Origin of the sequence: Pseudomonas sp. JV414 (assembly GCF_032424305.1) — a bacterium.
In the GTDB taxonomy this organism is placed as follows: domain Bacteria; phylum Pseudomonadota; class Gammaproteobacteria; order Pseudomonadales; family Pseudomonadaceae; genus Aquipseudomonas; species Aquipseudomonas lini.
On sequence record NZ_VYKC01000021.1, the window covers coordinates 200,916 to 217,590 of the forward strand.

20 protein-coding genes are annotated in these 16,675 nt (G+C 59.4%); 15 read left to right on the forward strand and 5 right to left on the reverse strand.

Annotated elements, in window-relative coordinates; genetic code table 11:
* Positions 1–185: 185 nt before the first annotated feature.
* From F6R97_RS22925 to F6R97_RS22935, 3 genes are all read left to right on the forward strand, one after another.
* Positions 186–767 (forward strand): DJ-1/PfpI family protein, encoded by a 582-nt coding sequence (locus F6R97_RS22925; RefSeq protein ID WP_038979285.1) that lies wholly within the window; start codon positions 186–188, stop codon positions 765–767.
* Positions 768–781: 14 nt separating this feature from the next.
* Positions 782–1,087, forward strand: coding sequence for a ribbon-helix-helix domain-containing protein (locus F6R97_RS22930; RefSeq protein WP_038979286.1), 306 nt, complete (start codon positions 782–784; stop codon positions 1,085–1,087).
* A 191-nt stretch (positions 1,088–1,278) separates the two neighbouring features.
* The gene (locus tag F6R97_RS22935) at positions 1,279–1,623 is read left to right on the forward strand and encodes a YegP family protein (protein ID WP_038979287.1); all 345 of its coding nucleotides are present in this window, start codon (positions 1,279–1,281) and stop codon (positions 1,621–1,623) included.
* Between the two features lie 130 nt (positions 1,624–1,753).
* On the opposite strand, the gene F6R97_RS22940 is transcribed toward F6R97_RS22935, so the two are convergent.
* Both F6R97_RS22940 and F6R97_RS22945 read right to left on the reverse strand, forming a co-directional pair.
* Positions 1,754–2,641 (reverse strand): dihydrodipicolinate synthase family protein, encoded by an 888-nt coding sequence (locus F6R97_RS22940; protein ID WP_048393991.1) that lies wholly within the window; start codon positions 2,639–2,641, stop codon positions 1,754–1,756.
* A gap of 29 nt (positions 2,642–2,670) precedes the next feature.
* Entirely contained in the window at positions 2,671–3,453 is a 783-nt protein-coding gene (locus F6R97_RS22945) for an aldolase (protein ID WP_048393993.1), read from the reverse strand.
* Between the two features lie 108 nt (positions 3,454–3,561).
* Between F6R97_RS22945 and F6R97_RS22950 the strand changes: the two genes are divergently transcribed.
* A complete protein-coding gene (locus F6R97_RS22950; RefSeq protein WP_038979290.1) occupies positions 3,562–4,104 on the forward strand; it encodes a helix-turn-helix domain-containing protein in 543 nt (180 codons plus the stop codon).
* A gap of 86 nt (positions 4,105–4,190) precedes the next feature.
* Here the strand turns inward: F6R97_RS22950 and F6R97_RS22955 are convergent, their stop codons facing one another.
* On the reverse strand, positions 4,191–5,210 hold the full coding sequence (locus F6R97_RS22955) for a DUF4917 family protein (protein WP_315867139.1): 1,020 nt from the start codon (positions 5,208–5,210) through the stop codon (positions 4,191–4,193).
* Positions 5,211–5,366: 156 nt separating this feature from the next.
* Between F6R97_RS22955 and yiaY the strand changes: the two genes are divergently transcribed.
* The 10 genes from yiaY (at position 5,367) to F6R97_RS23005 (ending at position 15,061) form a co-directional block, all read left to right on the forward strand.
* Complete coding sequence (gene yiaY, locus F6R97_RS22960; protein WP_315867140.1) at positions 5,367–6,515, forward strand: L-threonine dehydrogenase; 1,149 nt, start codon at positions 5,367–5,369, stop codon at positions 6,513–6,515.
* Positions 6,516–6,586: 71 nt separating this feature from the next.
* A complete protein-coding gene (locus F6R97_RS22965; RefSeq protein WP_038979293.1) occupies positions 6,587–7,495 on the forward strand; it encodes a LysR family transcriptional regulator in 909 nt (302 codons plus the stop codon).
* Positions 7,496–7,751: 256 nt separating this feature from the next.
* Positions 7,752–8,945: a CaiB/BaiF CoA transferase family protein gene (locus F6R97_RS22970; protein WP_038979294.1), complete on the forward strand. Its 1,194-nt coding sequence runs from the start codon at positions 7,752–7,754 to the stop codon at positions 8,943–8,945.
* A complete protein-coding gene (locus F6R97_RS22975; RefSeq protein ID WP_048394007.1) occupies positions 8,942–9,868 on the forward strand; it encodes a hydroxymethylglutaryl-CoA lyase in 927 nt (308 codons plus the stop codon). The genes F6R97_RS22970 and F6R97_RS22975 overlap by 4 nt, the downstream gene beginning before the upstream one ends.
* A gap of 220 nt (positions 9,869–10,088) precedes the next feature.
* Positions 10,089–11,420 (forward strand): MFS transporter, encoded by a 1,332-nt coding sequence (locus tag F6R97_RS22980; protein WP_038979296.1) that lies wholly within the window; start codon positions 10,089–10,091, stop codon positions 11,418–11,420.
* A 210-nt stretch (positions 11,421–11,630) separates the two neighbouring features.
* The gene (gene fos, locus F6R97_RS22985) at positions 11,631–12,047 is read left to right on the forward strand and encodes a fosfomycin resistance glutathione transferase (protein WP_048394008.1); all 417 of its coding nucleotides are present in this window, start codon (positions 11,631–11,633) and stop codon (positions 12,045–12,047) included.
* 64 nt (positions 12,048–12,111) lie between these two features.
* Positions 12,112–12,750 carry a LysE family translocator gene (locus F6R97_RS22990; RefSeq protein WP_038979298.1) on the forward strand — a complete coding sequence of 213 codons (639 nt, stop codon included), beginning with the start codon at positions 12,112–12,114 and terminating at the stop codon, positions 12,748–12,750.
* A 103-nt stretch (positions 12,751–12,853) separates the two neighbouring features.
* On the forward strand, positions 12,854–14,206 hold the full coding sequence (locus F6R97_RS22995; RefSeq protein ID WP_038980221.1) for a diguanylate cyclase domain-containing protein: 1,353 nt from the start codon (positions 12,854–12,856) through the stop codon (positions 14,204–14,206).
* Between the two features lie 123 nt (positions 14,207–14,329).
* A complete protein-coding gene (locus F6R97_RS23000; protein ID WP_008014777.1) occupies positions 14,330–14,485 on the forward strand; it encodes a KGG domain-containing protein in 156 nt (51 codons plus the stop codon).
* A 72-nt stretch (positions 14,486–14,557) separates the two neighbouring features.
* A complete protein-coding gene (locus tag F6R97_RS23005; protein ID WP_048394012.1) occupies positions 14,558–15,061 on the forward strand; it encodes a DUF4142 domain-containing protein in 504 nt (167 codons plus the stop codon).
* Between the two features lie 52 nt (positions 15,062–15,113).
* Here F6R97_RS23005 and F6R97_RS23010 read toward each other — a convergent pair whose 3' ends face one another.
* Entirely contained in the window at positions 15,114–15,515 is a 402-nt protein-coding gene (locus tag F6R97_RS23010) for a low affinity iron permease family protein (protein WP_038979300.1), read from the reverse strand.
* Positions 15,516–15,711: 196 nt separating this feature from the next.
* Here F6R97_RS23010 and F6R97_RS23015 point away from each other — a divergent pair, with 196 nt between their 5' ends.
* Positions 15,712–15,858 carry a hypothetical protein gene (locus F6R97_RS23015; RefSeq protein ID WP_008074520.1) on the forward strand — a complete coding sequence of 49 codons (147 nt, stop codon included), beginning with the start codon at positions 15,712–15,714 and terminating at the stop codon, positions 15,856–15,858.
* Positions 15,859–16,022: 164 nt separating this feature from the next.
* Here the strand turns inward: F6R97_RS23015 and F6R97_RS23020 are convergent, their stop codons facing one another.
* Positions 16,023–16,562, reverse strand: coding sequence for an AidA/PixA family protein (locus F6R97_RS23020; protein WP_048394014.1), 540 nt, complete (start codon positions 16,560–16,562; stop codon positions 16,023–16,025).
* Between the last annotated feature and the right edge of the window lie 113 nt (positions 16,563–16,675).

The following is a 16,675-nucleotide window of genomic DNA, read 5'->3' on the forward strand; positions in this document are numbered from 1 at the left end:
TCCCCAAGGATCAAAGTCAAAAGATCGCAGGCTTCGCCAGCTCCTACATCGACCATGCACATCCGCAAATCAAATGATCTACCCCCAGGTGATCGGCGTAGTAGTCGGTTATTACCTGCCATGCAGATTAAGGACTACCTTGAATACTCCTGCATGCCCACGCATTTTCCAGAGGAGTCCTCCCCATGGCGGCTAAAAAAATTCTGATGCTGGTCGGCGATTACGTCGAAGACTACGAAGTGATGGTGCCGTTCCAGGCGTTGCTGATGGTCGGCCATACGGTACACGCCGTTTGCCCGGACAAAACTGCTGGCCAGACCGTGCGCACAGCAATCCATGACTTCGAAGGCGACCAGACCTACAGCGAAAAACCCGGTCACCTGTTTGCCCTGAACTTCGATTTCGCCAAGGTAGACGCCACGGACTACGACGCCCTGCTGGTGCCGGGCGGTCGTGCGCCGGAGTACCTGCGCCTGAACGAAAAAGTCCTGGACCTGGTGCGAGCGTTCGACAAGGCCGGCAAACCGATCGCCGCGGTGTGTCACGGTGCGCAACTGTTGGCCGCGGCAGGCATTCTTGAAGGTCGCGAGTGCAGCGCCTACCCGGCGTGCGCTCCAGAAGTGCGCCTGGCTGGCGGCACGTTCATCGATATCCCGGTGACGGAAGGTCACGTTCAAGGCAATCTGGCCACTGCACCGGCCTGGCCGGCACACCCGAGCTGGCTGGCCGGTTTCCTCGGGTTGCTGGGTACCAAAATCACGCTGTAACGAGGGACCTGTCCATGTGCGAGCTCTATGTCAAAGCCGATCCGATTCTCTACGAATCGCGCTCCCGCTCGCTGCGCATCTGCGGGGTGGTGACCACCCTGCGGCTGGAGAATCAGTTCTGGGACATCCTCAGCGAAATCGCCGAGGTCGACGGCATGACCACCAATCAGTTGATCGCCAAGCTGTATGAAGAGGTGATGGACTACCGCGGCGAAGTGGTGAATTTCGCCTCGTTCTTGCGGGTTAGTTGCATGCGTTACCTGAGCCAGAGACGGGTGCAGACACCTGAGTTGTCGGTGGTGCGGGCGGTGGTGAAGTAGGACGGTTTTGTTTAGACCTTACCGGCCCCTTCGCGGGCAAGCCCGCTCCCACAGTTGACCGAGTTGTTCAGAAGGATGCGGTCTAATGTGGGAGCGGGCTTGCCCGCGAAGGGGCCGGTACAGGCGACAGAAATCCCGACTTGGTCTTTACTCTGAAGCGCGAAACCTCTCAATCGCCAAGGAGAAAAAGCATGTCTGGATGGTACGAAGTGAGCAAAACCAGCAACGGTCAGTTCAAGTTTGTATTGAAAGCGGCCAATGCCGAAACCATTCTGACCAGTGAGCTGTATACCTCTCGCGGTGCAGCCGATGGCGGTATCGCCTCGGTTCAGGCCAACAGTCCGCTGGACCAACGCTACGAGAAAAAAACCACCAAGGACGGTCATCCTTACTTCAATTTGAAGGCCGGTAACCACGAGACCATCGGCAGCAGCGAATCCTACTCATCCGATGCCGCGAGGGATAAAGGCATCGCCAGCGTCAAGGCCAACGGCCCAACCACGGTGATCAAGGACAAGACCTTGCCGGTGCTCTAAACACACCGCCGATTAACTGTGGGAGCGGGCTTGCCCGCGATGACGGCCGAACATTCAACGAAGAGGTTGGATGTACGATCGCTATCGCGGGCAAGCCCGCTCCCACAGTTGTTTTGTGTGTGGCTGAAAATCAGCGCAATGCGTTCAACAATCCCTGCAACTGACCGCGACCCGCTTCACCCAACGCAAACACCGGTAACCGCGGATCGCCCACTTCCAGCCCGGTCATGCGCAAACCGGCCTTGATGGTCGCCGGCAAACCGCCCTTGAGGATGAAGTCCAGCAGCGGCAACTGGCGATAGAACAGTTCGCGAGCCTTGCTCAGGTCGTTGGCCAATACGGCTTCGTACAAGTCGAGATTGAGCTGCGGGATCAGGTTCGGCGCCGCCGTGCACCAGCCTTTCGCGCCTGCCGCAAACGCCTCCAGCGCCAACGGATTGCAGCCGTTATAGAACGGCACCTGACCTTCGCCCAGCAGTTGCAGTTTGTGCATGCGCTGAATATCGCCGGTGCTTTCCTTGACCATGGTGACGTTGTCGACGGCGTTGAAAATCCGCAGGATCAGCTCCACCGACAGGTCGGTGCCGCTGGTGGCCGGATTGTTGTAGAGCATGATCGGCACGCCGATGCTCTCGCCGATAGCGCGGTAGTGGGCGAGGATTTCTGCCTCGCTGAGTTTCCAGTAGGACGCCGGCAGCACCATCACCACGTCGGCGCCGTGAGCTTCAGCGAAACGCGCGCGGCGTACGGCTTTGGCGGTGGTCAAGTCGGACACGCTGACGATGGTCGGGACGCGTTTGGCGACGTGCCGGAGGCTGAATTCGCTGACCTGATCCCATTCCGCGTCGCTCAGGTAGGCGCCTTCACCGGTGCTGCCCAACGGGGCGATGGCGTGGACGCCGCTGTCGATCAGGCGGTCGATGGAGCGCCCGAGCGCGTCGAGATCAACGCTTTCGCCATTGGCGGTGAAGGGGGTGATGGTGTAGCCGATGATGCCGTGAATGTTTGGGGTCGACATGGTGTCTCTCCTTTCAAGAATGAGTGGGATCAGTTCAGGCAATCGGCGTGTTGACGCAGGTTCTGCCGAGCGTAGTAGTTGAACGCGGCGGCGTGGCGCTTGGGCCTGGAAATCCAGTCATGGGCTTCGCGGCCAAGCTGGGGAAGAATCGGTTTGATCACCCCCGCGGCCATGGCCAGCAACTGCAACTTCGCCGCGCGTTCGATCAATTGCGCAATGACACAGGCTTCTTCAATGGTCGCGCCGGTGGACAGCTGGCCATGGTGGGAAAGCACAATCGCCCGCTTGTCGCCCAAGGCCCCGGCAATCAGTTCACCTTCTTCATTGCCCACCGGTACACCCGGCCAGCCTTCGAGAAACGCACAGTCGTCGTAGAGCGGGCAGAGGTCCATGTGCGAAATCTGCAGCGGCACTTCAAGCATCGACAGCGCGGCGACGTGAGTCGGGTGCGTGTGAATGATGCAGTTCACGTCCGGCCGGGCGCGGTACACCCAGCTGTGGAAACGGTTGGCCGGATTGGGCATACCGTGGCCTTCAAGCACTTCCAGGTCTTCGTTGACCAGCAGCAGATTGTTTGCCGTGATCTCGTCGAAACCCAGGCCCAGTTGCTGAGTGTAATAGGTGCCCACCTGCGGTCCACGAGCGGTGATTTGACCGGCCAGGCCTGAATCGTGGCCGTTTTCGAACAGAATGCGGCAGGTCAGGGCCAGCTTTTGCCGGTCGGTCCACGTATTATCCGCCAGGGTATTTTGCATCTGTGTCAGCGCTTGCTTGACCAGTTGCTCTTTGGGCAGTGCTAATGTCTTGGCCATGTCGGTGTCCTTCGGTGGATCATGCAAATGACACTAAAGAGGCTATATGACACTTTGTGTCATTGGCAAGGACAAATCGTTGCCTCCTTGATGGATTAATCGCTCCACATGTCTATCCGTTTGAAATTACTTAGAAAAAAGCTCGGCGTGACGCTGGAGGCCTTGGCCGAAAAGTCCGGCATGACCAAGAGCTATTTGTCGAAAGTCGAGCGCGGGTTGAACACCCCGTCGATCGCCGCCGCCCTGAAACTGGCCAAGGCGCTGAACGTGAAGGTCGAGGAATTGTTCTCCGAAGACAACGTCAGCCTCGACAGCTACAGCCTGGTGCGCAGCGACGAACGCCAGTCCCTGGCCGCCAACGACCACAGCCCGGGTTATGCGGTGCTGGCCCATCAGGTCAGTGAACGCAGCCTGTTGCCGTTCATCATCTACCCGCCGGCAGAGTTCACCGACAAAACCTTCAAGGAACACTTGGGGGAAGAGTTTCTGTTCGTCCACGAGGGGCAGGTGGAAGTGGACTTCATGAACGAGCGCGTGCTGCTCAATCGGGGGGATGCGCTGCACTTCAATGCGCAGAAACCGCATCGCATCAGGTCAGTGGGCGAGGTTCAGGCGCAGTTGCTGGTGGTGGTGCATAGCAGCGAGGAATGAGGTTGCTCTAAAAGATCGCAGCCTTCGGCAGCTCCTACACCGATCTATGTAGGAGCTGCCGAAGGCTGCGATCTTTTGATCTTGACTTAAACCTCAACCGGTACAGTCAGCTTGGGACTACCAAGTGCATGCGTCTTCGAATCAAAAAACCGCAGCTCCACGCCCGTCCCCTCGAACACCTTCGTGTAATGCCGCTTCTGATGCTGGATGAACGCCTTGCTGCGCGGGTAAATCGAGATCGCCGCTGTCTTTGGCTTCGCCTGGCGCAATGCATGAATGATGTGACTGTCCTGCTCGCCAAGGGCGTGCCCGAAGATGCACAGCCCATCGCCATGGCTCAGTAACTGGTCGTAGCAAAACGACAGGTAATCCGAGCTGCGAATGGTTTTGAGTTTGTCCTGGGTCGGACCTTCGGTGACGAAAAGCGGTACATCGTCGAGGGTCTTGATCGTATTGTTGATGGCGAAACTGCCCAGCAACGTACCTTCGGTCGACATCAATTTACGCGCCGTACCGTCCTGATTGCGCACCAGATGCAGGCCACCGTGCAGGTACAGCAGCCGGGTTTTGTCTGTCGCGGTGAGGCTCAGATCAAAACGTGGCTCGGTGCCCTGGAACAGATCGGTAATAGCGTCGGGCCGGTGCTGGACCGCCCAGTAGTTGAGCAAATCGTAATTGGTGGTGAACACCGTTCGATAGCTGCCCAGTTCTTGATTGATCGTCGCCAGCGTCGAGGGCACCACCAATCGCCAAGGGATGTGCACCGCATGCACGGTGTTGATCAGCGCTTCCTTGATCGCGTAATAGCGATTGCGCGGTGCGGCAGAGCTGACGGCCAATGCCTTGTTGACCCGGCTAGTGGTTTTCAGCGCCCCAAGCACTTGTTCGAAGCTGCGTGTCTGCATCGCGTCGAACACGCTCAGTTCGGATTGGCTCAGCGGCTTTTCTTCAACGGTCCGGGCGTTTTCAAACAGCGAGTCATAGCCGAAGTCGTCCCATACCGCACGACTGGCACCGTTACCCACCAGCAGGCCACCGAAAGAGGCGGTGGTGCGCAAGGCGTTCCAGTCTTCAAGTTGGGCATCGACATCCTGGAAATCGGTCATTGCGTTCGTTGTCTCAAAGCAAAAGGTCTGATGGACGGCGACTTTATCACGACCCGGACTTGAGCCAGATCAAGTTACCGCAGGACTAATGAGTCGATCCTGTGCGCACCCGCCGGATCGGTGCTGTTGATTCGGCTTCAGCCAGGAGACTCGCGCATGAGCAGTACGTTTTTCATCCCCGCTGTGAACATCATGGGCACCGGTTGCCTTGACGAAGCCATGGACGCCATTCGCAAGTATGGTTTTCGCAAGGCGCTGATCGTCACCGACACCGGATTGGCCAAGGCTGGCGTGGCGAAGATGATTGCCGAGAAACTGGCGATCCAGGACATCGACTCGGTGATCTTCGACGGCGCGAAGCCGAATCCGAGCATCGCCAACGTCGAACTTGGCCTGGGCCTGCTCAAGGAAAGTCGCTGTGACTTCGTGGTGTCGCTGGGCGGCGGTTCGCCCCACGACTGCGCCAAGGGCATCGCGTTGTGCGCCACAAACGGTGGGACGATTCGTGACTACGAAGGTGTCGATCAGTCGGCCAAACCGCAAATGCCGTTGATCGCGATCAACACCACCGCCGGTACCGCCAGCGAGATGACCCGTTTTTGCATCATCACCGACGAGTCCCGTCACGTGAAAATGGCCATCGTCGATCGCAACGTCACACCGCTGCTGTCAGTCAACGATCCGGCGCTGATGGTCGCCATGCCCAAGGGCCTGACTGCCGCCACTGGCATGGACGCACTGACCCACGCCATCGAAGCCTACGTCTCCACCGCGGCCAACCCGATTACCGATGCCTGTGCGCTGAAAGCCATCACCTTGATCAGCAATAACCTGCGCCTGGCTGTACGCGACGGCAGTGACATGATCGCGCGGGAAAACATGGCTTACGCGCAGTTCCTCGCTGGTATGGCGTTCAACAATGCGTCCTTGGGATATGTCCACGCCATGGCCCACCAGTTGGGCGGGTTCTACGACTTGCCCCATGGTGTGTGCAATGCGGTGCTACTGCCTCATGTGCAAAGTTTCAACGCGCTGGTCTGCGCCGACCGCCTGACCGATGTTGCCCGCGCGATGGGCGCCGACATTCGCGGGTTCAGCCCGGAAGAGGGCGCTCAGGCAGCCATCGCGGCCATTCGCAACCTGGCCAAGGACGTGGAAATTCCCGCCGGTTTACGTGAGCTCGGTACCAAGCTCACCGACATCCCGGTTCTCGCCAGCAATGCCATGAAAGACGCCTGTGGACTGACCAATCCACGGAAGGCGGATCAGCGGCAGATCGAGGAGATTTTCCGCAGCGCGTTTTAACCAAGGCATCGGTTCGGACGCAAAGAACGCTATGCTGCGATCTCGTCCGAGCCGACATTGCCGAGTGCCTGATGCTGCAAAAAAGCCTGATCCGCCGCCTCGACCTGATCACTCTCCAACTGTTCGTGGCTGTCCATGAAGAGGGCACCTTGACCCGTGCCGCGGCTCGCGAAGCGATCGCGGTGTCGGCGGCCAGCAAGCGCTTGATGGAGTTGGAGGTGGCGCTGGGCATCAGCCTGTTCGTGCGTCAGGCCAAGGGCATGACGCTGACGCCGGCCGGTGAAACCCTGCTGCACCATGCCCGGCAGATGTTGTTCAACGTCGAGAAAATGGGCCTCGAACTGGGCGAGCATAGCCACGGTGTTCGGGGCTATGTGCGGATGCTCGCGAACCTGTCGGCGATCATTCAGTTCCTGCCCGAAGACCTGCGAGATTTTTCCGAGCGCCATCCGCAGGTCAAGACCGACCTCGAAGAACGCCCCAGCAGTGGGGTGATTCAAGGCGTGCTCGATGGCGTGGCAGACCTCGGGATTTGTTCCAGCGACAGTGACGTCAAAGGCCTGCACAGTGTTCTTTATCGCCGGGACAAACTGATGGTGTTGATGCCGGCCGATCATCCATTGGCGAGTCGTTCGACCCTGGCTTTTGCCGACACGCTGGGCAGCGATTACGTCGGCTTGCACGCCGCCAGTTCCATCAACATGCGCACCCATGCGGCCGCGCGCAAGGCTGGCAAGGTGCTGAGGCTGCGGATTCATGTGCCGGGGTTCGATGCCATGTGCCGGATGGTCCAGGCCAACATGGGCATCGGCATCCTGCCGCAAAAGGCCTATGAGCTGTTCGGCCGGGCGTTGGGTTTGCACGCGGTGCCGCTGACGGATGACTGGTCGGATCGTGCGTTGATTCTGGTGGTGCGTGATGAAGCGAGGCTGTCGCCGGTGAGCCGGATGTTGTTTGAGCAGTTGCGCGGGGTGGTCTGATAGTTATTTGTCGGGTTGGCGGGCCTCTTCGCGAGCAAGCCCGCTCCCACAAGGGATTTGTGTCGGATGCGATATTCAACTCTCCACAAATCAAATGTGGGAGCGGGCTTGCTCGCGAAGACTGACTTGAGGTCGCGGCAAACCGTCCATCGAGCATTCGCATTTCGCGAACGGTCGTTGCCAACTGAAGGTTGGATTCCTTGCCCCTCGGTCCTCTAGCCTTGGCTCATATTCCAAGAACAAGAGGTACCCCGCGATGACTGCCCCCTTGAGTGCAATCAAAGTGATCGAGATCGGCACACTGATCGCCGCGCCATTCGCGGCGCGCATGCTCGCCGAGTTCGGCGCCGAAGTGATCAAGATCGAAGCCATGGGCCAGGGCGATCCCCTGCGCAAATGGCGCAAGCTGCACGAAGGCACTTCGCTGTGGTGGTACCTGCAATCGCGAAACAAGAAGTCCCTGGCGCTGAATCTGAAATCCGCCGAAGGCATCGAATTGGTCAAGCAACTGGCGACCGACGCCGATGTGCTGATCGAAAACCTGCGCCCCGGTGCCCTGGAAAAACTAGGCCTGGGCTGGGACGTGTTGCATGCCCTCAATCCCAACCTGACGCTGGTGCGCATTTCCGGTTATGGCCAGACCGGCCCGTACCGTGATCGTCCGGGTTTCGGTGCGATCGGCGAGGCCATGGGCGGGATTCGCTATACCACCGGCACCCCCGGTTCACCGCCGGCCCGAGTGGGTGTGAGTCTCGGCGACTCCCTGGCTTCGCTGCACGCGGTCATCGGTGCACTGATGTCGCTGCTGCGAGTCAAGACCGGGCAGGGCGGCGGGCAGGTGGTCGATGTGTCTTTGGCCGAAAGCGTGTTCAACGTGATGGAAAGCCTGGTGCCGGAATACGACATGCTGGGCCATGTTCGTGAGCGCAGCGGCGGGGCGTTGCCGGGCATCGCGCCATCCAATACTTACCTGACTGCCGACGGCGCCTACGTGGTGATCGCCGGCAACAGTGACCCGATCTATAAGCGCCTGATGGCGGTGATCGGTCGGGTCGATCTGGCCGAAGCGCCGGAGTTTGCGCATAACGATGGCCGCGCCGCCAAAAGTAATGTGCTCGACGCCGCCATCACTCACTGGACCAGCAGCCTGCCCATCGATGAAGTGCTGTCGGCCCTGGAAGCCGCCGAAGTCCCGGCCGGTCGCATCTACTCGGTAGCCGATATCGTTGCCGATCCACATTACCAGGCGCGGGACATGCTGCTCAGCGCCGAACTGCCTGGCGGCGCCACGGTGAAGATGCCGGGCATCGTACCGAAAATGTCCGAGACCCCCGGTGGCGTGAACTGGTCGGGACCGAGTCTGGGTCAGCACACCGATGGCATCCTCGCGGGGCTGGGCCTGACTGACCAGGATATCGAACGGCTGAAAGCTGAAGGGGTGGTGCAATGATCACTGATTACTCCGAGACTCTGATCGTTCAGGAAGTCTCTCCTCGTGATGGCTTGCAGATCGAGCCGACCTGGGTCGAAACCGTCGACAAGATTGCGCTGATCGATCAGTTGTCGCTGGCGGGGTTTAGCCGCATCGAAGCAGGCTCGTTCGTTTCGCCCAAGGCCATTCCAGCGCTGCGCGATGGCGAGCAAGTGTTCAAGGGCATCGCCCGACGGCCAGGCGTGATCTATGTCGCATTGATCCCCAACCTCAAAGGCGCACAACGAGCGCTGGCCTCGGGGGCCGATGAGCTGAACCTGGTGATGTCCGCCAGCCAGACCCACAACCTGGCGAATATGCGGATGCGCTGCGAGGCGTCATTGGCGGCGTTTGGCGAGATCGTCGAATTCGTTCGCGGCACCCAGGTGCGGCTCAACAGCAGCATTGCCACGACCTTCGGTTGCCCGTTCGAAGGCAGGATCGATGAGGACCGAGTGCTGCAGATCGTCGACGCCTATCAGGAGCTCGGGATCCAGGGCATTACCCTGGCTGACACCACCGGCATGGCCAATCCGCGTCAGGTCGATCGGCTGGTGCGCAGAGTCTTGCAGCGGGTTTCGCCAGCGGATCTGACCCTGCATTTTCACAACACTCGCGGCCTCGGTCTGTGCAACGTCCTGGCCGCTTACGAGGCCGGAGCCCGTCGCTTCGATGCGGCCCTCGGCGGCCTTGGCGGTTGCCCGTTTGCGCCGGGGGCTTCGGGCAATATCTGCACTGAAGACCTGGTCAACCTGTGCGATGAAATCGGTATTCACACCGGCATCGATCTGCCGTTGTTGCTGAAGTTATCCCGAGGGTTACCCGCGTTGCTGGGCCATGAAGTGCCTGGGCAGTTAGCCAAAGCAGGACGCAATTGCGACCTGCACCCGACACCCTCCTGAACCCACCACGAACCCTGTGGGAGCGGGCTTTTGTGGCGAGGGGGCTTGCCCCCGTTGGGTCGCGGAGCGGCCCCAAAAATGGGACTGCTGCGCAGTCCAACGGGGGCAAGCCCCCTCGCCACAAAAGCCTCGCTCCCACAAAAAAGCGTCCACAAGACCACCTCAACCAGACAACAAAAACAATCGGGACTCCCTCGTGAAGTCCATCTGGAGAAACACTATGAGCCTCAATGTACTGGAGGCGGGCGCGAGCCCGTCCGTTAGCCACGACGCCGAAAAAGCCCTGGTCCGCAAAGTCGCCTGGCGACTGATGCCACTGATCATGGTTTGCTACCTGTTCGCGTTTTTCGACCGCATCAACATCAGCTTCGCCAAGTTCCAGTTGCAGGCCGACCTGAGCCTGAGCGATACCGCTTATGGCCTCGGCGCCGGGCTGTTTGTGGTCGGTTACGTGATCTTCGAAGTGCCGAGCAACATGATGCTCTACAAGGTCGGTGCCCGGCGCTGGATCGCCCGGATCATGATGTCCTGGGGTGTCGCCACGGCGGCCATGGTCTTCGTCAACAGCGAATGGCAGTTCTACGCCTTGCGCTTCGTGATTGGTGCGATGGAAGCGGGTTTCGCGCCGGGCGTGCTGTATTACCTGACGCTGTGGTTCCCGCAGCACTATCGCGGGCGCATCACGTCGATGCTGTTTCTCGCGTCGGCGTTTGCCGGGCTGGTTGGCGCACCGTTCTCCGGGCTGGTGCTGCAACACCTGGATGGCGTCCTTGATATGCGGGGCTGGCATTGGCTGTTTCTGCTCGGTGGCGTGCCTTGCATCGGCCTCGGTTTGTTGGTGCTGACCTTGCTCAAGGACCGCATCGAAGACGCCCATTGGCTGACGTCGTCGGAAAAGAAACTGCTCGCCAGCCGTATCGCTCACCACGAACCGCACAAGAGCGGCGGTTCTTTGCTGGCCGCGTTGCGGATTCCGGGTTTCCTGATGCTGGGGCTGATTTACTTTCTGATTCAGGTAGCGTCCTACGGCTTGAATTTCTGGGCACCGCAACTGATCCGCAGTGCCGGCACCGAGAGTCCGGTGATGATCGGCTTGCTGACCGCCATTCCCTATGTCTGTGGCGCCATCAGCATGGTGGTGATCGGGCGGTTGTCCGATGCCACCGGCGAGCGGCGCAAGTTTGTTGCAGGTCTGGTGGCGGTAGGCGCGGTGGGGTTCTTCAGCGCAGGAATCTTCGCTAACCACACGACCTTCCTGATTGTCGCCCTGGGCTTGCTCGGTGCCGGGATCATCGCCTCCATCCCGAGCTTCTGGACCCTCCCGCCAAAACTACTGGCCGGTGCCGGCGCAGGTGCTGCGGGCGGGATCGCGGTGATCAACACCCTTGGCCAATTCGGCGGGATCGTCAGCCCGGTCATGGTCGGGCGGATCAAGGACCTGACCGGCAGCACCACCCCGGCCCTGTACGTCATCGGCGTCGCCGCGCTGATTGCTGCTGCGTTGTTGCTGTGGGGGTTGCCGCAGAAGCTGCGCACGCTCGATAAGTTCTGAAATTTGCGGTGCTGGACCGGACGCCATCGCGGGCAAGCCCGCTCCCACATTGACCGTGTCAGGCACAGGATCTGTGTCCGACGCCAATCCCTGTGGGAGCGGGCTTGCTCGCGAAGACTGACTCACAGCAACAAACCCCCTGCGGCTATACGCTCAAGGACGTTTAAGTTGTACGCTCCGGTCGGACCCAGCCCCAAGGTTACTAAACCCATGCTAACCGGCCTCAATCACCTGACCCTCGCCGTCACCGACCTGAACCGCAGCGTGGCGTTCTATCGCGATCTGCTGCAACTCCAGCTTGAAGCCACGTGGGACACCGGCGCCTATCTCTCATTACCCGGTCTATGGCTGTGCCTTTCTCTCGATCCGTTGCGCGAATCCGCTCCCGCCGCTGACTACACCCATTACGCCTTCAGTATCGGCGCTACGGACTTCCCGTTGTTCGTCGAACGCCTGCGATCCGCTAGCGTGCGGGAATGGCGGGACAACCGCAGCGAAGGCGCGTCGTTTTATTTTCTCGATCCGGACGGGCACAAGCTAGAGGCGCATGTCGGGGATCTGGCGTCGCGGCTGGCGGCGTGTCGGCAACGGCCGTATGCGGGGATGAAGTTCTTCGACGATCGTTAAGTCGATGCTCGAGGTCCTGGGATAGACTTGCGTCCATTCATCCGGCGTTTCAACAGGAATTCCCATGACTCCATCACTGCTAATGGCGGTTCTCGCCTCGGGCTTCATTTATGGCATCACGCCGGGGCCGGGTGTACTGGCGGTGTTCGGCATCGGCGCGGCGCGCGGGCGGCGGGCCGGAGCGGGGTTTCTGTGCGGGCATTTGCTGGGCGACGTGATCTGGTGCAGCACGGCGCTGATCGCGATTGTCGGTGCGCGGGAAATCGGCAGCACCGCGTTCGATGTGCTGGGCGTATTCAGTGGGCTCTACTTGTTCTGGCTGGGTCTGCGCGCGGTGCGGGCTCGTCGCGGCAGTGCCGAGGCGCCTCAGGGGCCGGCGCGGCAGCCGTTCTGGCACGGCATCATGTTCGGTCTGACCAACCCCAAGGCATACCCGGTGGCGGTGGCGACCTTTACTGCGCTGCTGTCCAGCCGTGCAGAATTGCTGCATTGGTCGATGCTGCCATGGTTGATCGTCCTCAGCTTCATTGGTGGCCTTATGGCCTACGCTATCCTCATAGGCGTCGTCGGTGCGCGTCAGGTGCGCACGCTGTATCAGCGCCATGAACTGGCGATCACGCGGTTGTGCGGGGTAATGTTCATCGGTTTTGCCATCAATGCCCTGGTGCATGCGCTGCCGGGGCTGGTGACGAACAAGGCTTGAGGCTGATCGCAAGGAAGCGTCAGCTGCACAGTCATCGCTCGGGCGTATGACCGGTCAGGGAGGGTTGTTCAATGTTGCATTGTCCGGACACGCTCTCGGCATCATGGAAACCAGAAATTCCGCACCGCTGGCCAGCTACATCGACCTCTTGCTGGACGCCGTCTGTGCGGTGGACAAACAAGGCCGCTTCGTATTTGTCAGCGCGGCCTGCGAGCGCATTTTCGGTTACACCCCCGACGAGCTGATCGGCCAGCCGATGATCGAACTGGTACACCCCGCCGACCGACAGCGCACCCTCGACGCCGCGCGGGAGATCATGGGGGGCGAGCCCAAGCTCAACTTTGAAAATCGCTACCTGCGCAAGGACGGCCGGGTGGTACACATTCTCTGGTCGGCGCGCTGGTCGGAGGTCGATCAGTTGCGCATTGCCGTGGCGCGCGACATCACCGAGCGCAAACAGGCCGAGTCCCGGCAAGCGGCGCTGTATGCAATCTCCGAGGCGGCCCATGCGGCGGAAGACCTGCTGGCGCTGTTCAAACGCGTCCATTCGATTATCGGCGAATGGCTCCCAGCGTTGAATTTCTCTGTGGCGCTGTATGACGAACACTGCGCGCAGCTTAATTTTCCCTATCACGTCGACGACCGTGAACCGCAACCCGAGGAGCCCGGGACTGTGACCGGGCGTCTTTGCAGCGAAGTGATTCGCAGCGGCTTGCCGATTCTGCTGACCCCGGATCAGGACGATCCGCCGGCCGGTTTTGCGGCGCTTGTCGCGGGCCAGGATTCGCCCTGCTGGCTGGGCGTGCCATTGAGTTCGCAGAACAACGGCACCATTGGCGCCTTGATCGTTAAAAGCGTACCGGGCGGCGAGCGTTACACCGAGCAAGACAAGGAACTGCTGCAGTATGTTTGCGCTCAGGTCGCGACCGCTATCGAGCGCAAGCAATTGCATGCCCGGCTCCAGCGCATGGCCCAGTACGACCAACTGACTCAGCTACCCAATCGCGAGTTGCTGCGCGAACGCCTCAAGGCCTCACTGGCGCTGGCCCGGGAAGATTCCGGTCGAATGGCGTTGCTCTACGTCGATCTCGACCGCTTCAAGCAAGTCAACGACACCCTTGGTCATGCAGTTGGGGACATGCTGTTGCAAGCGGTCGCCAATCGGCTCAAGGGCTGCGTGCGCGAAACCGACACCGTAGCGCGTATCGGCGGTGATGAATTTGTCGTGTTGTTGCACAGCATCCACGCCGCGGAAGACGCCGAGAATGTGGCGGGAAAAATCCGCCAGGTACTGGTTCAGCCCCTGCGCCTGGACGGACATAACCTGAACATTCAGCCGAGCATTGGCGTTGCGCGCTACCCCGAGCATGGCACTGAAGAAAACCAGCTGTTCAGGCATGCCGATGAGGCGATGTACACCGCAAAACGCCAACATCACCTGCGTCTCGGGGCCTGAAAGTCCGTCACCGTTCGTCGCGGCGTTGCCAGTTTTTCTAAACCTTTTTGGCGATGGAAATTCTTATTCTATGCGGGCGGCTGCTCGCCGCTCGCTGCTCTCATCATCAAGAGGATGAAAACCATGCCTACTTCAAAAAATCCGAGTCCGGGTAGTGCCCATGATCGAACGAAGGCGTCTGAAGCCGGTCGCAAAGGTGGGAAAACCACCACGACGACCGTTGATAAAGACTCCGCGAAAGGCGGCATGGGCCGCAAAGGTGGTCAGAAATCCCGGTAATAGTGAAGGTGGTTTTATTAAAAGACGGGGGCGCAAGCTCCCGTTTGAATTTTCAAAGAAGGAGGGCGCGACATGAGCCAGATGGCCACCCGTTTACGCAATGCCAGTTTTGTCACGTTACTGGGGCTGTTTGCCAGCAGTGCCTTTGCCCAGTCAGCTGCCGAATTCATCAACGAAGCGTCGGCCAAAGGCATGGCCGACATCGAAGCCAGTCGCTTGGCGCACCAGAAAACCGAGTCCAAACAGGTCAAGGATTACACCATCGTGGTGATCAACGACCTCACCACAGCGAACCAGCATCTGGCGAAAATTGCCAAGCAACTCGATTTACCGGTTGCGCCACGCGAAGAGGTGATGGACAAGGCCAAAACGCTGATCCCGGAGGTGAAGGACGACGCGTCCTTCGATGAGGCATACGCCGCCAACCAGGTGAAGACCACACAAGAATCCATCGACCAGCTTCAACAACAAGCACAGGCCACGGACGTGCCGCAAATCAAAGCGTTCGCCGAAGAAACGTTGCCCAAACTGCAAAACCACCTGCAAATGGCCAGAGAGCTGCAAGCCAGTCGTTAGCACCAATGGCGCGGGTGACATCGCCGGTCACCCGCGGGGCATGGATCAACATTCATTCATCCTGTTTCTTTGTTTCCGGGACGACAGTGCCGTCCAGGGCAATCGTTTCGCCTTCGCCGAGGTGGCGATATTTCTTTCTCAATTCTTCCAACTGTTTGAGATCCAGCGATTCGAGTCCCAACATCGCGTTCTGCGCTTCTTTCGTGACTCGCAATAACTCATCGATCTTCAAGTGCAAAATGTCCGTGTCGCGGTTCTGGGTGTTCTGGATCAGGAACACCATCAGGAAGGTGATGATGGTGGTCGAGGTGTTGATGATCAGTTGCCAGGTATCGTTGAAATGAAAAATCGGCCCGCTCAAACCCCACAGGATAATCAGAGCGATCGCCCCCAGAAATGTCCGGGGCAGGCCGGCCCACAGGGAGAGTTTCTGTGCAATTTTCGCGAATTTCATTGCCGTGTTCCTTATAGGGATGAGCCTGATTTTCAGACAGCACGGGCATAACGAAAATTCTGCTGAATATTGCCTGCGGGGCGGAAAACCGATGCGTTGAACCCTCTGTCAGCGCTGATCGTTCGGGGCCGAGAAAGTCGCAACCATTTCCACCGACATGGGTCACTACTTCAAGCCCCTGAAACTGGAGAACAGCATGAACCTTGCACGCACGTTTTACCTGTGCTGCTGCCTGCTTGCATTGCAGGGCTGCTTCGATAACTCGGATAACGAGACTAAAGACAATACTGACGGCACCAAGTCTTCGGTGCAGATGCAGGAGAAGGGGGCGGATAGTAAATAGCGGTGAGTCGCTGCTACCGTTGCACCCCAAGACACAAGCGGGCTTGCTCGCGAAGACGGCGGTATAGTCAATATTGATGTCGCCTGACACACCGCATTCGCGAGCAAGCCCGCTCCCACAGGTTCCGCGCCTGAACTGGCATTGGTTTTTTTGTGCCTATCTATTCACGCCGACAGCGTCACCTCAGTCTTCCAGCTGAAGTACCCCAACACTTCACAGCGCTGGTTGATCAGCATGAAGTTCAGTTCGCAGGCTGTTACGCCCGTGCTCAGTTGCGAACACTCCCAATAATGATCATCGGCGCTGTGGCTGCCAGGCTGGGTCGGGTTGGCGGGGTCGGGCGTGGGGACTGTCTGGTCGCTGTGAACGATCAGTTTGGGCGGCGAAAGGACCCCGGCATCGTCCACCGTCAGGTCGTGAAATACCACCGTATGTTCGGCCAGCAGGCTGACGGTCCTGCCGCGAACATGGAAGACCTTTCCGTTGCTGGCTGTCAGCGTTATTTTGCTGTCATTTTCAGCACTTTGTGTCGTCGTGCTACTAGTCACGGGGAAGATGAAGCCATCTTCAATCACAGTCGGGTTCTGCGATTCAAGACTGGGTTGCGAATAGCGTGAAAGCAACGATTCGGCATCGACAATCAGAAGCACACTACTGGCTATCACGGCGTCCGCCGAAGGGGAGGTAATCGGTTCGGAAGTCATCATGGATCCTTTCATGATGTTGACGCAAAACGGTAACCGCTTCGGTTCAAGCGAGACATCCTGTTCCAGCCGAGGCGGCAACGAGCTCGGTAGGCCCCTCGTTGCCAAGGGGC

Bases quoted from the DNA above. Each gene is read 5' to 3' on its own strand.
- F6R97_RS22925 (WP_038979285.1), top strand. From the start codon at position 186: ATGGCGGCTAAAAAAATTCTGATGCTGGTCGGCGATTACGTCGAAGAC.
- F6R97_RS22930 (WP_038979286.1), top strand. From the start codon at position 782: ATGTGCGAGCTCTATGTCAAAGCCGATCCGATTCTCTACGAATCGCGC.
- F6R97_RS22935 (WP_038979287.1), top strand. From the start codon at position 1,279: ATGTCTGGATGGTACGAAGTGAGCAAAACCAGCAACGGTCAGTTCAAG.
- F6R97_RS22940 (WP_048393991.1), bottom strand. From the start codon at position 2,641: ATGTCGACCCCAAACATTCACGGCATCATCGGCTACACCATCACCCCC.
- F6R97_RS22945 (WP_048393993.1), bottom strand. From the start codon at position 3,453: ATGGCCAAGACATTAGCACTGCCCAAAGAGCAACTGGTCAAGCAAGCG.
- F6R97_RS22950 (WP_038979290.1), top strand. From the start codon at position 3,562: ATGTCTATCCGTTTGAAATTACTTAGAAAAAAGCTCGGCGTGACGCTG.
- F6R97_RS22955 (WP_315867139.1), bottom strand. From the start codon at position 5,210: ATGACCGATTTCCAGGATGTCGATGCCCAACTTGAAGACTGGAACGCC.
- yiaY (WP_315867140.1), top strand. From the start codon at position 5,367: ATGAGCAGTACGTTTTTCATCCCCGCTGTGAACATCATGGGCACCGGT.
- F6R97_RS22965 (WP_038979293.1), top strand. From the start codon at position 6,587: ATGCTGCAAAAAAGCCTGATCCGCCGCCTCGACCTGATCACTCTCCAA.
- F6R97_RS22970 (WP_038979294.1), top strand. From the start codon at position 7,752: ATGACTGCCCCCTTGAGTGCAATCAAAGTGATCGAGATCGGCACACTG.
- F6R97_RS22975 (WP_048394007.1), top strand. From the start codon at position 8,942: ATGATCACTGATTACTCCGAGACTCTGATCGTTCAGGAAGTCTCTCCT.
- F6R97_RS22980 (WP_038979296.1), top strand. From the start codon at position 10,089: ATGAGCCTCAATGTACTGGAGGCGGGCGCGAGCCCGTCCGTTAGCCAC.
- fos (WP_048394008.1), top strand. From the start codon at position 11,631: ATGCTAACCGGCCTCAATCACCTGACCCTCGCCGTCACCGACCTGAAC.
- F6R97_RS22990 (WP_038979298.1), top strand. From the start codon at position 12,112: ATGACTCCATCACTGCTAATGGCGGTTCTCGCCTCGGGCTTCATTTAT.
- F6R97_RS22995 (WP_038980221.1), top strand. From the start codon at position 12,854: ATGGAAACCAGAAATTCCGCACCGCTGGCCAGCTACATCGACCTCTTG.
- F6R97_RS23000 (WP_008014777.1), top strand. From the start codon at position 14,330: ATGCCTACTTCAAAAAATCCGAGTCCGGGTAGTGCCCATGATCGAACG.
- F6R97_RS23005 (WP_048394012.1), top strand. From the start codon at position 14,558: ATGAGCCAGATGGCCACCCGTTTACGCAATGCCAGTTTTGTCACGTTA.
- F6R97_RS23010 (WP_038979300.1), bottom strand. From the start codon at position 15,515: ATGAAATTCGCGAAAATTGCACAGAAACTCTCCCTGTGGGCCGGCCTG.
- F6R97_RS23015 (WP_008074520.1), top strand. From the start codon at position 15,712: ATGAACCTTGCACGCACGTTTTACCTGTGCTGCTGCCTGCTTGCATTG.
- F6R97_RS23020 (WP_048394014.1), bottom strand. From the start codon at position 16,562: ATGACTTCCGAACCGATTACCTCCCCTTCGGCGGACGCCGTGATAGCC.